We start from the raw sequence: 13,804 nt of genomic DNA, 5'->3' as shown, positions 1-13,804 counted from the left end.
GCACCGCGGCGGCCCAAGCGGACTACCGCAGCGCATGCGTGCGCCTCTCGTCTGGCAGATGCCAGAGCACCGACCTGGTCGGCGGCTAAGGCAATGCTAGTTGGTCAGTTGCCGCGCCCGCTGGCAACGGGCACAGCCTCCTGCAGCTCCACGCCCGAACCGTCGAGTTCGATGACTCCATAGTCCCAGCCCTTGCGGCGGTACACCACGCTCGGACGCTTGGTTTCAATGTCTTGGAATAGATAGAAGTCGTGGCCGACGAGCTCCATGAAGTAGAGGGCATCGTCGACGGACATGGGAGCCGCGGCGAACACCTTGCGGCGGATGACGACGGGGCAGTACTCTTCCTCGGCGTCGGCGTCGGCGACGGGGGCTTCCGTTTTCACGATGGGAATCGCGCCGGTGCGTACCCGTTCAAGCGTTTCAGGGTTGGCCGGCGTGATGTCGATGACACTGAACCCGACCGAGGATGCCTCTTGCAGGGAGGTGGGACGGTGTGCGCCGCCGCGGTGCACCTTCTTGCGGTCCTTGGCGCGGCGAACGCGTTCGAGTAGACGACCGAGCGCCACATCGAAAGCGGCGTACTTGTCGGAACCGTCTGCTTCGGCCCGCACCAGCGGGCCCTTGCCGATCAGGGTGAGTTCGACCCGGTCATTGCCGGCGGCAGCACCGTTCTTCTCATGGTGGCGGCTGACCTTGATCTCGAGCGCGACGGCCTTGTCGGCGAGCAGAGCGATTTTCTCGGATTTCTCCGTGGCGTAATCCCGGAAGCGATCTGTGATCCCAAGGTTGCGTCCGACGATATTAGTTTCCATGACGACCTCCAGTCTGGCGGACCGCCCCAAACCGGGCGATCATTGCGCGCCTTTGTGTCCACCGTAGCCGTGGCGGTGGGATAAGTCACAGTATTTGTCGATCAGTTTGTCAAGAGGGCGATTACTGGGGGCGCAGACGTTGTGTTTCCGCCAGTGTGGCCAGGCCGACGACGGTACCGCCCGCGGCGAACACGGCGCGGCGTGCCTCGAGCAGGGTCGCGCCCGTGGTCACGATGTCATCGACGAGGATCATCCGCGTTCCCTCGAGCGGTCGTCTAGCGACGAGGCTGTTTTTTTTGTTCGTGGCACGCGCCGTCCGGCCAAGTCCCACCTGGTCAAGGACCTCCCCGCGCAGCGAGAGCGCCGGGTACGGGTGCAGGCCGGCGCGGTGCAGCAGGGCATCGACCGGGTGGTAGCCACGCGCGCGCCAGGCCCGGCCGGACGAGGGAATGGTGACGAGCTGGATTCCGTTGCTGGCGCCGCTGCTGCGGGGCGCGGCAGCGAGCGCGGCCACGATGGCCGTTCGAAGCGGGGCCGCGAGCACGGCGCCGGCATCCGTTCGCCCGCCGTCCTTGTACGCGGCAATCACCTGGCGGGCCACCCCCGCGTAGGTGAGGGCCGACCAGATCACGGCGTCGTCGCGGGTGACCGGGTGCACACCCGGCACGAGCGCCCGTCGGCAGGCCGCACACAGAGCGCGGTCGACGGCGCCGCAGCCGCTGCACTCGGTGGGCAGCAGGGTCGCCCAGGCATCCCGGCCCGCGCCGGCCAGACGATCGCGCAGCCATCGGCTCATGAGGTCAGTGTGAACCGGGATGCCGCGGTGTGTGCTGCCAGAGCGTGCAAGCGGTGCACACGCTCATCTGTTGCCGTATGGGGAGGAGGCGCCGGGGGCGGCGCGTGCAGGCTGGATCGGTCCACACGGTGCTGGGCCGAGGCCGACCCCGTACGGGCCGGTCTAGCCGCCCAGGCCCTGCTGGGTGGCGAGCAGGGCCACGTCGTCGATACGGGTTTGCCAGCCCGCGCCGCGTTGCACGTCGAGGCTGCCGGTGTCGGTGAGGGCGCGCAGGGCGCGCACCGAGTTGCTTCCGACGATGAACCGGCTGCTCGCGGGGGATTCCAGAATGGAGCTGACTCCGCCGATATGTTGCGCAACGATGCGTGCCTCGCCGCTCGGCAGGGCGCTGAGCGACGCGACGGTCAATTCGTCGATCCAGGTCGCATCGAGGCCGACCCCGCCACCCGACGCCAACAGCACCGGCGCGCCGATGCCGGTCGGCGCTGCACCCGTGCGAGTGATGGAGGCGACGACGAACCGGGTCTCGGAGCCGGTGCCGAGCAGCGCGATCAGTCGGGCGCCATCGCGGGAGATTTTCAGGGCAGTGATCGACGTGGCCTCCGGCCAGGGCGTGGGCAGCACGGTCGCCTCCCCCGCGGGGCTGTAGACGACGAGGGCGCTCGGATCATTCGCCGGCACCGACCAGACGAAGCGGTCGTTGTCGATCGACGGCGCGAGCAGCCCCGCCCGCGAATCAAGCCGTTCCGGTTTGCCGCCGGCCCGCACGAGGTAGACGCCGTCGTTCCCGAGCACAGCGGCCGATCGCTGGCCCGATGCGAGCGTCACTGCGGTCGGGGCCAGCTGGGCGATGGTGTCGGACAATCCGTCGAGCGGCGTGACGCTCTGCCCGGTCGCGGCGAGAAAACCGAACTCCCCACCGAGCAGCACGAGCGCCCGGGCGTCCACACGCGGATCGATGAGGGGAGCCCCGGACTGGAGATCATCGATCGCCAGGGAGTTCTGGTCGATGGTGATATCGACCGTCAAGCCGGTCGGCAGGCTTGCCGCAAGCTGCGCCTTCATGCGCTGCAGGGTCTGCCGGTCTGCGTTGAGCGCCTCGCTGTTCAGGTCGACCATGGCCTGGCGCCCGACGACCTGCACGGCATCGGCGGTGAGCTTGGAGCCCTCGGGGAACGCGGTGGCCACCGCGCCGTTCAACCAGGCGCTCGGCCCGTTCAAGACGGCGTTGACAAGTTTGGTGGGAGCGGATGCCCCGCGCGGAAACCAGCGCAGGTCCGGAACGAGAAACCGGAAGCCCGGGTCATAGAAGTAGACCGGCTGGGCGCTGAACACGTCATTGAAGGTGTTTTCGTCGATCACGGTGCCGTTCGGGGCCGCGCTGATGCGCCACTGGCCGCCGATCTGCTGAAATTCGTACCGCAACGGCACCGGGCTGGCGTCGACCTCGCGGTATTCCCCGGTCTGGTCCACTTCGGCGATCGGCGTGACGGCCACGAGGGTGGCGCCGTCGTCGATGACCGTCAGGGTGCGCCCGAAGCCGTTGTCGACGGTGACGCCCGCGGTGGGATCCCAACTGGTCCGAAACGCCGGGGCCAGGAATTGGCGGGCGATGTCGTAGTTGTTTTCGGGGCTTGAGGAGGCATCGATGAAGCCGCGCAGAATGGAATCCGTCGAGGCATCCTTTTGCGGCAGCGCCGGGAGAAAGACCGGGGCTGGATTGTCGTCGGGGGCGATGTCGTTGCCGGCGTGCACCGCACCGTCCCGCGGAATGCCGGTGCAGCCGCCCACGCCGATGGCGAGACTGATTGCTATCACCAGCGCCCAAATGACGCGCCGGGTGCCATCTCGCATGGTGCGGCCGAGGGATCTGCGACTAGTCATGCTGGCCTCCGCCCAGTCCGCGCCCATGCCCGGCCTCACCGAGGGCGGTCATGGTGACGTCGGGCGGCAGCGGGATTGGTGACGATTCGAGCAGGCCTCCCGTCGTGCGCGGCAGGGTCAGTCGAAAGCAGGATCCTTCGCCGGGACTCGACCAGACCTGCAGCCAGCCGTTATGCACGCTCGCGTCTTCGCGGGCGATGGCCAGCCCGAGTCCGGTGCCGCCGATCGTGCGCTGACGTGACGGATCGGCCCGCCAGAACCGGTCGAAGACGTGCGCGACCTCGGCTTGGCTCATGCCGAGCCCATAGTCGCGCACGGCGAGCGCGACCGCGTTCGCGTCGCTGTCGACCGACACGACGACCGGTTTGCCCTCACCGTGCTCGATGGCGTTACCGATGAGGTTGTGCAGCACCCGGCGGATGCGCCGCGGATCGACGTCGGCGTTCAGATGTCCGCCCGGCGCCATCAGCCGCAGGTCGCTGCCCTTGGTTTCGGCGAGGGAGCGCAGGCTATCGATGGCGTCTTCGGCGAGATAGACCAGGTTGGTCGGTTCGCTCTCCAGCTCGACCGACCCGGCGTCGTAGCGACTGATTTCGAGCAGGTCGCTGAGCAGCAGCTCAAAGCGCTCGACCTGGGTGTGGAGCAGTTCCGCGGTGCGGCCGGTCGCTGGCGGAAAACTCGCCCGCTGGTCGTACAGAACATCACCGGCCAAACGGATGGTCGTGAGCGGCGTGCGCAACTCGTGCGAAACATCCGACACAAAGCGTTGTTGCACCTCGGACAGGTCGGCGAGTTCACGAATCTGACTCTGCAGGCTGTCCGCCATGCCGTTGAACGAGCGTGCAAGGGTGGCGATGACATCCTCGCCCTTCTCTGGAATGCGCACTTCGAGGTCGCCGGAGGCGAGCTTCTGGCTTGTCTCGGCGGCCACCCGCAGCGGCGTCACGACGAAGCGCACGACGATCCACGACACGGCGCCGATCAGGAGCACGAGGGCGACACCGGCCACACCGAGGGTCTGCTGCACGAAGAGCAGCGTTGCTTCGGCGTCTTGCAGGCTGTACGCAATGTACAGCTCGTAGCGGCCGGCCACCGGAACCGCGATCTGCGAACCGACCACGATGCCGGGAATGGTCGTGGCGTCGTCGCCGGTCAGGGTGACCGACTGCCAGAACTGATCACCGTTGTGGGCCTGCACCTCGGTGCGCAGTTCGGTGCCGATCACGCCGGTGGATTGCCCGAACGTCGACGAATCGAGGGGCACGGCGGTCGACGGATCCTGGCCGGGTACCCGCAACACGGCGACCAGCCGACTCGACGAGGCTGCGGAGATCGAGGTGCGGGCAGAACTGAGTAGGTTCTGCACCTGCACCCGGTCGGTGGCATCGGAAGAATCAAACAGGCTCTGCGCGGCGCTCGCCGCGCGGTCCGACTCCAGCAGCACCTGACTGAGCCGTGATTGAAACAGGTCGTTGCCGATACTGACCGACATGTACACGCCCACCACGAGAATGGCCAGCCCGGAGAGGGCGACCGAAATGGTCACCGTGCGAAATTGCAGCGAGGAACGCCAATAGGCGCGCACCCGTCTGGGCCAGTTGCGCGGTCTGTTCCAATAGGTCAGCGGCGGCACGGTGCCCTGAGCCGTTTCTGTCGGTGTCGCCTGGCGGTCATGCCGGTCCTGATTCTCTAGCTGACCGTGCCGGCACGGTAACCGACGCCGCGCACCGTCATGACAATCTTGGGATTGTCGGGATCGTGCTCGACCTTGGCGCGCAGCCGCTGCACGTGCACGTTCACGAGCCGGGTGTCGGCCTTGTAATGGTAGCCCCAGACCTGTTCCAGCAGCATTTCGCGGGTGAAGACCTGCTGGGGTTTTGAGGCGAGGGCCAGCAGCAGGTCGAACTCGAGCGGGGTGAGATTGATCGCGGCCGTTCCGCGGGTGACTTCGTGACCGACAGCGTTGACCACGAGGTCGCCGATGTGCAGGGCGAGCGCACCATCCGCCGCGGGCGGCCGCAGCCGGGTGCGGATGCGGGCGACGAGTTCCTTGGGGTTGAACGGCTTGACCATGTAGTCGTCGGCACCGGACTCAAGCCCCTTGACCACGTCGGTGGTGTCAGATTTGGCGGTGAGCATGATGATCGGCACCCCCGATTCGGAACGGATCAGCCGGCACACCTCGATGCCGTCCAGGCCGGGCAGCATGAGGTCGAGCAGCACCAAGTCTGGCTTCTCGGTGCGAAACGTTTCGAGGGCGAGCGACCCGTCCGCGCAGAAGCCCGGATTGAAGCCCTCACCTTGCAAAACAATACCGATCATCTCGGACAGGGCGGTATCGTCATCGATAACCAAAATACGTGCGGTCATGGGTCTCTTTCCAGAACAGAGTTGTCGTGTGTTCTGATTGTGCGCGGGGCAGATTGCCCGATAAGTAGGTCAAAGTCTGGCATAAGAGTAGCTGAGCGCGCTGACAGAGTGACTGCACGCGCATTTCTTGATCGACCTGTGCCAGCATGGAATCGTGACCGACCCCTGGCAAGCCCCCGACGCCCCCGTTTCACCACGCTTCGGGGAGTTCTCGACGCCCACCTCGCCGCACCAGAGCGCTGATCCGGGCCGGGGTTGGGCGCCTCCGCCGAAGCCGGGATTGATTCCGCTGCGGCCGATCGGGTTCGGCACGCTGCTCGGGGCATCGTTCCAGGTGTTGCGCCGCAATCCGAAGGCAACCTTCGGCAGCGGTCTCATCGTGCAGGCGGCGATCATGCTCGTGACCGTTGTTATCGTCGGTCTCGTCACTTTCTGGGCTATTGACCGCATCGACAGCGCCCCGCTCGACCAGCGGGATGCTGTCACCGCCGGATCGGTGCTGGCCGGCGTGCTGTCCCTGATCGTTCCGGTGGCGCTGTCGCTCATCGCCTCCGCTCTTCTTCAGGCCGTCATTGTGGTTGAAGTAGCCCGCGCGACCCTCGGCGAGAAACTCCGGCTCGGCGCACTGTGGCGCAGGGCCGCGACGCGCCTCTGGCCGCTCACCCTGTGGACCCTGCTGCTGACCGTCGCACTGCTTCTCGGCGTGGCCGTCATCGCCGCAATCGTCGTGCTGCTGGTCAGCGTCGGCGATGCCGCCGGCATCGTGGCCGGCGTTCTGGTCGGCGTCTTCGGCGGCCTGCTGCTCGCGGCGGCGAGCGCGTTCCTGTATACCAAAACCAGTGCCGTGCCGAGCCTGATCGTGCTGGAGAAGCTGGGCGTGCGGGCATCCGTTCTGCGATCGTGGTCGTTGACGCGCGGCTATTTCTGGCGCACCCTGGGCGTGCTGCTGCTCGTTGGTCTGATTGTGCAGGTGATCAGCCAGATCGTCACGACCCCGGTCACGCTACTGTTCGGCGTGGGTACCGTGCTGGTGGACCCGACCGGCGCGTTTGCTGACCAGTCGTCGATTATCAGCGTGGTCGTCAGCCTGATCATCGCCATCCCGGTGGCGGCGGTCGCAGCCGTCGTGCAATCGGCCGCCGTCGCGCTGGTTTACCTCGACCTGCGCATGCGCAAGGAGGGCCTCGATCTGGAACTGGCCCGCTACGTCGAATCGGCCGCGCAGGGTGCAGACGTGCCCGACCCGTATCTGGCGCCGGCCGCTTCCGGCACGGGGTACTCGGCGGCATGACCGCGTTGGGCCTGGCGCAGCTCGGATCACTGCTCGGATCAGGGGTCGACCGGATCACGTTCTCCGTGCCGGGTGACGTGCCCGTGGTTCCCGACGCGCCCGGCGCCCGACAGTGGCTGCGCGAGGAACTCTCCAAGGCTCCCTACGAAGCGGCCCGACCCACGTGGTTCGACCGGGTGTCGCAGGGTTTTCTGGACTGGATCAATTCACTCAACGTCAGCGGCGACGGCAGCCTGCAGGGTTGGCTGCCGGCTGTCGCGATCATTCTGGTGCTCGCGGCCCTCGTGGCGGGCTGGCTGCTGTTCGGCGCTCCCAGACTGGCCAGGCGACGCCAGGCGGCGAGCGACCTGTTCGGCACGATCGACCAGCGCAGCAGCGCCGAGATGCGCACGGCGGCCGGTTCGGCGGCCAGCCGCGGAGACTGGAGCCTGGCCTGCGAGGAGATTTTTCGCGCCCTGGCGCGCGGCCTCGCCGAACGCACGGTGCTCTCGGTGACGCCCGGCACGACCGCGCACGATTTCGCCGTGCGGGCCCGCCTCACTTTTCCGTCGAGGGGTCCGGCCCTGGCCCTCGCGGCGCACACCTTTGACCGGGTACGCTACCTCGAGCAGGCCGCAACAGAGCCCGACTACCGCGCCCTCGCAACGCTCGAGGCCGAGCTCCGAGCGGCTTCTCCCGTCACGCTCGCCCCGCTGGCCGAGGCAGGCCGGTCATGAGCGCAACACAATTTGGTTCGCAAACGGACACCGCTGCCCGCGCCGGCGGTGCGGCCGGCGGTTCCGGCGGTTCCGGCGGTTACGGCGGTTTCGGCGTCGGTGCGCCCCCCGTCACGACCGTGGCAACGCCGAGCCTGCGCGCCGTGCTGCGCCGCTCCTCATTCTGGGTTATCGCCTTCGGCTGTATCGTGGCCGTCGCGGTAGTCGCCGTGCTCGTGTCTGGTGGCAGTAACGTGGCGGGCCGGGCACTGGCTGGCGACAATCCGGCGCCGGCCGGTTCGATGGCGCTCGTGGAGGTGCTGCGACAGCAGGGGGTCACGGTGACCCTGGCCAACTCGCTGGCCGAGGTGCGCGACACTGTCGGCAACGATTCGACCGTTTTCCTGTATGACGAGAACGGCTACCTCGACGGCGACCAGCTGACCGACCTGGCCGGCCTCGCCGCGCGCATCGTGGTCGTCGCGCCCGATTTTCTGTCCCTGCAGGCGCTGGCCCCGACCGTGGGCTTCGGCGGCGTGTCCGACGCGGAGTCGCTCACGGCGAATTGTGCAGTACCTGCCGCGAACCGGGCCGAGGAACTGTTGCCGGGTGGGAATACCCTCTCGATTCCCGAGGCGGCTGAGCATCCGCTCGTCACCGGCTGTTTTGCCAGCAGCACCGACACCTTCTCGCTGGTTCAGGTGGAGCACGACACGACCGGCGCCATCGTCTCCCTCGTGCCCGACGCCCGCGTGTTCAACAACGAGAACGTGACCGGTTATGGCAATGCGGCGCTCGCCCTCGGGCTGCTCGGGCCGAGCGACTCGCTCATCTGGTATTTGCCGACCCTGGCCGACCTTCCCCGCACCGGGCCGCCCTCTCTCTCCGAAATAACGCCCGGCTGGGTCAGCCCCGCACTCGTGTTGCTCGCACTCGTCGCTGTCGCCGCCGTCTTCTGGCGCGGCCGGCGGTTCGGACCGCTCGTGGCCGAGAACCTGCCGGTCACGGTGAAGGCGAGCGAGACCATGGAGGGTCGCGCCCGTCTCTATGCGCGCAGCAACGCACGACTGCGCGCGCTCGACGCGCTGCGCATCGGGACCGTGCAACGCCTCGCCCGGGCTGTGGGCCTCGGGCGCCTCGCGCATCTGGAGGACGTCATCGGGTCGGTCGCCGTGATCACCGGCAGCGCGCCCGAGGGGGTGCGCCGGGTGCTGGTCGACGAGATCCCCCGCTCCGACGCCCAGCTGATGGCACTGTCCGACGCCTTACAGGCCCTCGAGCACGCGACCGGCCGGGCCGTGCGGGCCGGGGCGGTGCCCGCTGCAGAGGTGTCGGCATCCGCTTCTCGTGAATTTGTATCCCCTCCAGCCGAAAGAATGGACCCATGACGACTCCCGCAACACCCATCACGCCCACCGACTCGCCCACTGATGTGATTGCCACCGTGCCCACGGAGGATGCCGCCGCCCTGCGCGCTGCGCTCAACCGGGTGCGCACCGAGGTCGGCAAGGCGGTCGTCGGGCAGGACGGCGCGGTCACCGGACTGATCATCGCCCTACTCGCCCGCGGCCACGTGCTGCTCGAGGGCGTGCCGGGCGTCGCCAAGACCCTGCTCGTGCGCACGCTCAGCCACGCGCTGAGCCTCGACACCAAGCGCATCCAGTTCACGCCCGACCTGATGCCGGGCGATGTGACCGGGTCGCTCATCTACGACGCTCGCGCGGGCGAGTTTGACTTTCGTCAGGGTCCGGTGTTCACCAACATCATGCTCGCCGACGAGATCAACCGCACGCCGCCGAAGACGCAGTCTGCGCTGCTCGAAGCGATGGAGGAGCGGCAGGTCAGCGTCGACGGCGAATCGCTGAAGCTGCCGGAGCCCTTCATCGTGGCCGCGACCATGAACCCGATCGAATACGAGGGCACCTACACACTGCCCGAGGCGCAGCTCGACCGGTTTCTGCTCAAGCTCGTGCTCGAGGTTCCACAGCGGGTCGATGAGATCGAGGTGCTGCGACGTCACGCGGCCGGATTCAACCCGCGCGACCTCGCCGGTGCCGGAGTGAGCGCGGTGCTCGGCGCGGCCGAACTCGCGGCGGCCCAGGCTGCGGTGTCTCACGTCGGATCCAGCGCGGACGTGCTCGCCTACATCGTCGATCTGGCCCGCGCCACGCGCACGAGTCCCTCGGTCAAACTTGGTGTCAGTCCCCGCGGAACGACGGCGCTGCTCGCCGCCGCGAAGGCGTGGGCCTGGCTGAGCGGCTATGACTCAATCACGCCCGATCACGTGCAGGCCATGGCGCTGCCGGTCTGGCGGCACCGCGTGCAGCTGCGCCCCGAAGCTGAACTCGAGGGTGTCTCGGTGGATGCCATTCTGCGCGGCGTTCTGCAGCAGGTTCAGGTTCCGATCTAGCGATGACTCTCACCGGACGGTTCGTTCTTCTCTGCGCCCTCGGCGTGGTGCCCATCGTGCTGTTCGGGCCCGACCTCGTGGCGGCCGCCGGCGTGCTCGCGCTCTGGCTGCTGCTGGTGCTCGTGCTCAGCGGCATCGACCTTGCTCTCGCGGCCTCGCCGCGCGCCGTGACGGTACAGCGGATACTGCCGGCCCGGGTGCGGCTGGGCGAATCGGTCACGAGCGAGCTATACCTGACCAACACCGGGCGGCGGCGTCTGGTCGCCGTCGTGCGGGATGCCTGGCAACCGTCGGCGGGCGCCGGCCGCAATCGCAACCGCGTCGTGATTCCGCGCGGGGAACGGCGGCTCGTCTCCCTCACACTCACGCCGTTTCGTCGCGGAGAACGACGGGTCGAACAGGTGACGGTGCGGTCGCGCGGACCGCTCGGTCTGTGGAACCGCCAGGCGACGCTGAATGCGCCCGGGCGCATTCGAGTACTGCCGCCGTTTCACGCCCGAAAACACCTCCCCTCGAGAATCGCGAGGCTCAAAGAGCTCGACGGACGCACGAGCGTGATGGTGCGCGGGCAGGGCACCGAGTTCGACTCGCTCCGCGAATACGTGCGCGGTGACGATGTGCGCTCGATCGACTGGCGGGCCACTGCACGGCGCAACGACGTGATGGTGCGCACTTGGCGACCGGAACGGGATCGTCGCGTTGTCATTCTGCTCGACACCGGTCGCACCGCCGCGGCGCGCGTGAACAACGAACCTCGGCTGGACACTGCATTTGAGGCCGCCCTGCTGCTCGCAGCCCTCACCTCGGTCGCGGGAGACCGGGTGGACTTTCTCGCCTTTGATCGCCGGGTGCGCGGCCGGGTGCAGGGCGCCAGCGGCGCGGCGTTGCTCTCGCAGATGGTTGATTCCATGGCTCTCATCGACCCGGAACTCATCGAGATGGACTGGGCGGCTGTTCCCGGCCAGGTGCGCGGCATCACGAGCCAGCACGCCCTCATCGTGGTACTGACGTCGATCGACGCCGCGGGCGCGTCGACGGGGCTGCTCTCGGTGCTGCCACAGCTCACCAAACGGCACACGGTGCTCGTGGCCTCCGTGCTCGACCCAGCCACCGTCGAGGCGGCAGCGACCCGCGGCGGACGCGCTGAGATCTACCGCGCAGCAGCAGCGGAACGGGCTCTGCTCGACGTGGCACGCGTGTCGGCCGCCATCCGTCAATTGGGAGCGGATGTTGTCACCGCCTCCCCCGCGCAGCTACCGCCAGCCCTGGCCGACCGGTACATCGCGTTGAAGGCTGCCGGCCGGCTCTGACCCAGGCGGCGCGCCGGGCAGCCCGTCAGGCAGCGTAGATGCGGGTGCTGCCGGCCTCGAACTCGCTCAGGTCGCCGGTTTCACCGGCGCGCGTGGCACGGCCGCCGAGCACGATCACGTAGGTCAGGAATGCGCCGAGCGCGACAGCTCCGATGCCGATCTTGATTGGCCACGGCCAGGGCTGCGGGGTGACAAAACCCTCGATGATGCCCGAGACCAGCAGCACAAAGACGAGGCCGATCGCCACCGTGAACAGCGCTCGGCCGTCTTCGGCGAGTGCCTGCCCGCGTGTGCGTGCGCCGGGCGCGATCCAGGCCCAGAAGATGAGCAACCCGCCGGCCGCGGCGAAGAAGATCGCGGTGAGCTCGAGCAGCCCGTGCGGAGCGATGTAGAGAAAGAACACGTCGCCCTTGTCGTAGGCGAACATAATCGCGGCGGTGGTGCCGAGGCCCATGGCGTTCTGCAGAATGATGAAGGGCACGTAGACGCCGACGATGCCGAAAGCGATGCACTGCGCGGCGATCCAGGCGTTGTTGGTCCAGACGAACCCGGTGAACGACGCCGCAGGGTTCGCTGAGTAGTAGCCGACGAAGTCCTTGTTGGCTAGCTGGGCGAGTTGGGCATCCGTTCCCAAATTGGCCAGCACCCGCGGATCGTTGTAGGCCCAGAACGCGTACAGCCCGGCGACCACGAAGGTGACCACGGCGACGGCGAGGGTGAGCCAGCGCAGACGGTACAGGGCCGCCGGCAGCTGGACAACGAAGAAGCGGGGAATCTGCGCCAACAGATTGGCACTCACCCCGGTGAAACGCAGCCGGGCCCGGGACAGGCCGACCGACAGCCGGTCGCCTTCCAGAGTCGAACCAGCAGTCGACTTGATCGCGGAGAGCTGGGTGGCGCCGGCCTGATAGCGCTCGATGAGCTCGTCGGACTGGGCACCGGTCAGATGCCGCCGGGCCCCGAGCTCGGTCAGGCGATCCCAGTCGGCGCGATGCGCGGCCGTGTATGCGTCTAGATCCATCTGGTTCAATAGTAGACATGACGGAGACCGCGCGCCCCACCGATCGTGCCGACAGTCACAGTGACGACCTGAGCCGCGACGACGAGCTCGTCACCGGCGAGGCGGTCGCGCTCGACGTGCGACCGGCCAGCGTCATTCTGCGCGCCGCTGGCTCGATCATCGACACGGCGGCCTATGTGGCCCTGTACCTGCTTTTTGTCCTGGCTTTCTTTCTGGGCCTGGCTGAGTCCACCGATGCGGCGCTCACCCAGGCGCTCTCGATTGCTGCCCTGGTCTTCTCCCTGCTGATCGTGCCGGTACTGGTCGAGACCCTCACGCACGGCCGATCCCTCGGCAAGCTCGCCATCGGAGCTCGCATTGTGCGAGACGACGGAGGAGCGATCTCCCTGCGCCACGCGTTCATTCGGGGCCTCACCGGCGTGCTCGAGATCATCATGACCCTCGGCGGACTCGCTGCCACCACGGCACTGCTCAACGGCCGCTCAAAGCGCCTGGGCGATCTGCTGGCCGGCACGTACAGCCAGCACGAACGTGTGCAGCGCAATAAAGAAGTTCCGCGCCCACTGCCCGAGGCGTTGGTCCCCTGGTCGCAGACCGTCGATATCGCCCGGCTGCCCGACCGGCTGGCGCGTCGCGTCGCCCAGTACCTGCGCCAGTCGTCACACCTGACGCCGCTCACCCGCGAACGCTTGGCCCAGACCCTGGCCGCGGAGGTCACCCCCTTCGTCTCCCCACTCCCCGACGCTCCGGCCGAGTTCTTTCTCGTCGGCGTCGCCGCCGTACGCCGCGACCGCGAGTACACCGCTCTTCTCCTCGAGCGCGAGCGCCTGGCCCGTCTCTCACCGGTCTTGACCGGCCTCCCCCACGGCTTTCCCGACCGCTAACTGAAACAGCACCGCCGCGCACCGAGTGCCCAACTGTTGGTCGACCAATGGAGACACTCGACCGACGGGAGCTATAGGACGACCAGCGTGCAGGCCTGTGGCCTGGCGTCTTCATGTTGTGGGCGGGTGGTGAGATGTTCGCGGGGATCGGTGTTGGTCTCAGCGTTCTCACGACCCCGGGCGCAACCTGAGAGAGGCCGCTCGTGGGCGGGGCGTTAACGCAAGAAAGCCACCCCGTGAGGGATGGCTTTCCTGTTTGTTGCGACGTTAAGTCCGGCGGTGTCTTACTCTCCCACAGGGTCCCCCCTGCAGTACCATCAGCGCTGAG

General features: G+C 67.6%; 12 protein-coding genes. 6 read left to right on the top strand and 6 right to left on the bottom strand.

Features of this window, described 5'->3' with window-relative positions; genetic code table 11:
* Nucleotides 1-104 precede the first annotated feature (104 nt).
* The 5 genes from hpf to mtrA all read right to left on the bottom strand — a co-directional run bounded on the left by hpf (nucleotide 105) and on the right by mtrA (nucleotide 5,865).
* Nucleotides 105-815 carry a ribosome hibernation-promoting factor, HPF/YfiA family gene (gene hpf, locus IWX77_RS03200; RefSeq protein WP_196843086.1) on the bottom strand — a complete coding sequence of 237 codons (711 nt, stop codon included), beginning with the start codon at nucleotides 813-815 and terminating at the stop codon, nucleotides 105-107.
* A 121-nt stretch (nucleotides 816-936) separates the two neighbouring features.
* The gene (locus IWX77_RS03195; protein ID WP_196843085.1) at nucleotides 937-1,611 is read right to left on the bottom strand and encodes a ComF family protein; all 675 of its coding nucleotides are present in this window, start codon (nucleotides 1,609-1,611) and stop codon (nucleotides 937-939) included.
* Nucleotides 1,612-1,773: 162 nt separating this feature from the next.
* Nucleotides 1,774-3,495 carry an LpqB family beta-propeller domain-containing protein gene (locus IWX77_RS03190; protein WP_196843084.1) on the bottom strand — a complete coding sequence of 574 codons (1,722 nt, stop codon included), beginning with the start codon at nucleotides 3,493-3,495 and terminating at the stop codon, nucleotides 1,774-1,776.
* Entirely contained in the window at nucleotides 3,488-5,128 is a 1,641-nt protein-coding gene (gene mtrB, locus IWX77_RS03185) for an MtrAB system histidine kinase MtrB (RefSeq protein ID WP_196843083.1), read from the bottom strand. Before mtrB ends, IWX77_RS03190 begins: the two co-directional genes overlap by 8 nt.
* Before the next feature lie 56 nt (nucleotides 5,129-5,184).
* Nucleotides 5,185-5,865, bottom strand: a complete 681-nt coding sequence (gene mtrA, locus IWX77_RS03180) for an MtrAB system response regulator MtrA (protein WP_196843082.1) — start codon at nucleotides 5,863-5,865, stop codon at nucleotides 5,185-5,187.
* Nucleotides 5,866-6,019: 154 nt separating this feature from the next.
* Here mtrA and IWX77_RS03175 point away from each other — a divergent pair, with 154 nt between their 5' ends.
* Genes IWX77_RS03175 through IWX77_RS03155 form a run of 5 tightly spaced genes read left to right on the top strand, consistent with a single transcriptional unit; the run spans nucleotide 6,020 to nucleotide 11,571 of the window.
* Nucleotides 6,020-7,156 carry a hypothetical protein gene (locus IWX77_RS03175; protein WP_196843081.1) on the top strand — a complete coding sequence of 379 codons (1,137 nt, stop codon included), beginning with the start codon at nucleotides 6,020-6,022 and terminating at the stop codon, nucleotides 7,154-7,156.
* A complete protein-coding gene (locus tag IWX77_RS03170) occupies nucleotides 7,153-7,872 on the top strand; it encodes a DUF4129 domain-containing protein (protein WP_196843080.1) in 720 nt (239 codons plus the stop codon). The genes IWX77_RS03175 and IWX77_RS03170 overlap by 4 nt, the downstream gene beginning before the upstream one ends.
* Complete coding sequence (locus IWX77_RS03165) at nucleotides 7,869-9,239, top strand: DUF4350 domain-containing protein (RefSeq protein ID WP_196843079.1); 1,371 nt, start codon at nucleotides 7,869-7,871, stop codon at nucleotides 9,237-9,239. Before IWX77_RS03170 ends, IWX77_RS03165 begins: the two co-directional genes overlap by 4 nt.
* Nucleotides 9,236-10,261: an AAA family ATPase gene (locus tag IWX77_RS03160; protein ID WP_196843078.1), complete on the top strand. Its 1,026-nt coding sequence runs from the start codon at nucleotides 9,236-9,238 to the stop codon at nucleotides 10,259-10,261. The genes IWX77_RS03165 and IWX77_RS03160 overlap by 4 nt, the downstream gene beginning before the upstream one ends.
* A gap of 2 nt (nucleotides 10,262-10,263) precedes the next feature.
* Complete coding sequence (locus tag IWX77_RS03155; protein WP_196843077.1) at nucleotides 10,264-11,571, top strand: DUF58 domain-containing protein; 1,308 nt, start codon at nucleotides 10,264-10,266, stop codon at nucleotides 11,569-11,571.
* A gap of 25 nt (nucleotides 11,572-11,596) precedes the next feature.
* On the opposite strand, the gene IWX77_RS03150 is transcribed toward IWX77_RS03155, so the two are convergent.
* On the bottom strand, nucleotides 11,597-12,592 hold the full coding sequence (locus IWX77_RS03150) for a stage II sporulation protein M (protein WP_196843076.1): 996 nt from the start codon (nucleotides 12,590-12,592) through the stop codon (nucleotides 11,597-11,599).
* 17 nt (nucleotides 12,593-12,609) lie between these two features.
* On the opposite strand from IWX77_RS03150, the gene IWX77_RS03145 reads away from it, so the two are divergent.
* On the top strand, nucleotides 12,610-13,476 hold the full coding sequence (locus tag IWX77_RS03145) for an RDD family protein (protein WP_196843075.1): 867 nt from the start codon (nucleotides 12,610-12,612) through the stop codon (nucleotides 13,474-13,476).
* Nucleotides 13,477-13,804 lie beyond the last annotated feature (328 nt).

It is taken from the genome of Cryobacterium sp. CAN_C2 (assembly GCF_015751745.1).
In the GTDB taxonomy this organism is placed as follows: domain Bacteria; phylum Actinomycetota; class Actinomycetes; order Actinomycetales; family Microbacteriaceae; genus Cryobacterium.
The sequence above is the reverse complement of the archived record's forward strand: the minus strand, read 5'-3'. Positions and strand labels throughout refer to the sequence as shown.

Excerpts from the sequence above, each read along its gene's own strand:
- hpf (WP_196843086.1), bottom strand. The coding sequence starts at position 815 with ATGGAAACTAATATCGTCGGACGCAACCTTGGGATCACAGATCGCTTC.
- IWX77_RS03195 (WP_196843085.1), bottom strand. The coding sequence starts at position 1,611 with ATGAGCCGATGGCTGCGCGATCGTCTGGCCGGCGCGGGCCGGGATGCC.
- IWX77_RS03190 (WP_196843084.1), bottom strand. The coding sequence starts at position 3,495 with ATGACTAGTCGCAGATCCCTCGGCCGCACCATGCGAGATGGCACCCGG.
- mtrA (WP_196843082.1), bottom strand. The coding sequence starts at position 5,865 with ATGACCGCACGTATTTTGGTTATCGATGACGATACCGCCCTGTCCGAG.
- IWX77_RS03170 (WP_196843080.1), top strand. The coding sequence starts at position 7,153 with ATGACCGCGTTGGGCCTGGCGCAGCTCGGATCACTGCTCGGATCAGGG.
- IWX77_RS03165 (WP_196843079.1), top strand. The coding sequence starts at position 7,869 with ATGAGCGCAACACAATTTGGTTCGCAAACGGACACCGCTGCCCGCGCC.
- IWX77_RS03160 (WP_196843078.1), top strand. The coding sequence starts at position 9,236 with ATGACGACTCCCGCAACACCCATCACGCCCACCGACTCGCCCACTGAT.
- IWX77_RS03155 (WP_196843077.1), top strand. The coding sequence starts at position 10,264 with ATGACTCTCACCGGACGGTTCGTTCTTCTCTGCGCCCTCGGCGTGGTG.
- IWX77_RS03150 (WP_196843076.1), bottom strand. The coding sequence starts at position 12,592 with ATGGATCTAGACGCATACACGGCCGCGCATCGCGCCGACTGGGATCGC.
- IWX77_RS03145 (WP_196843075.1), top strand. The coding sequence starts at position 12,610 with ATGACGGAGACCGCGCGCCCCACCGATCGTGCCGACAGTCACAGTGAC.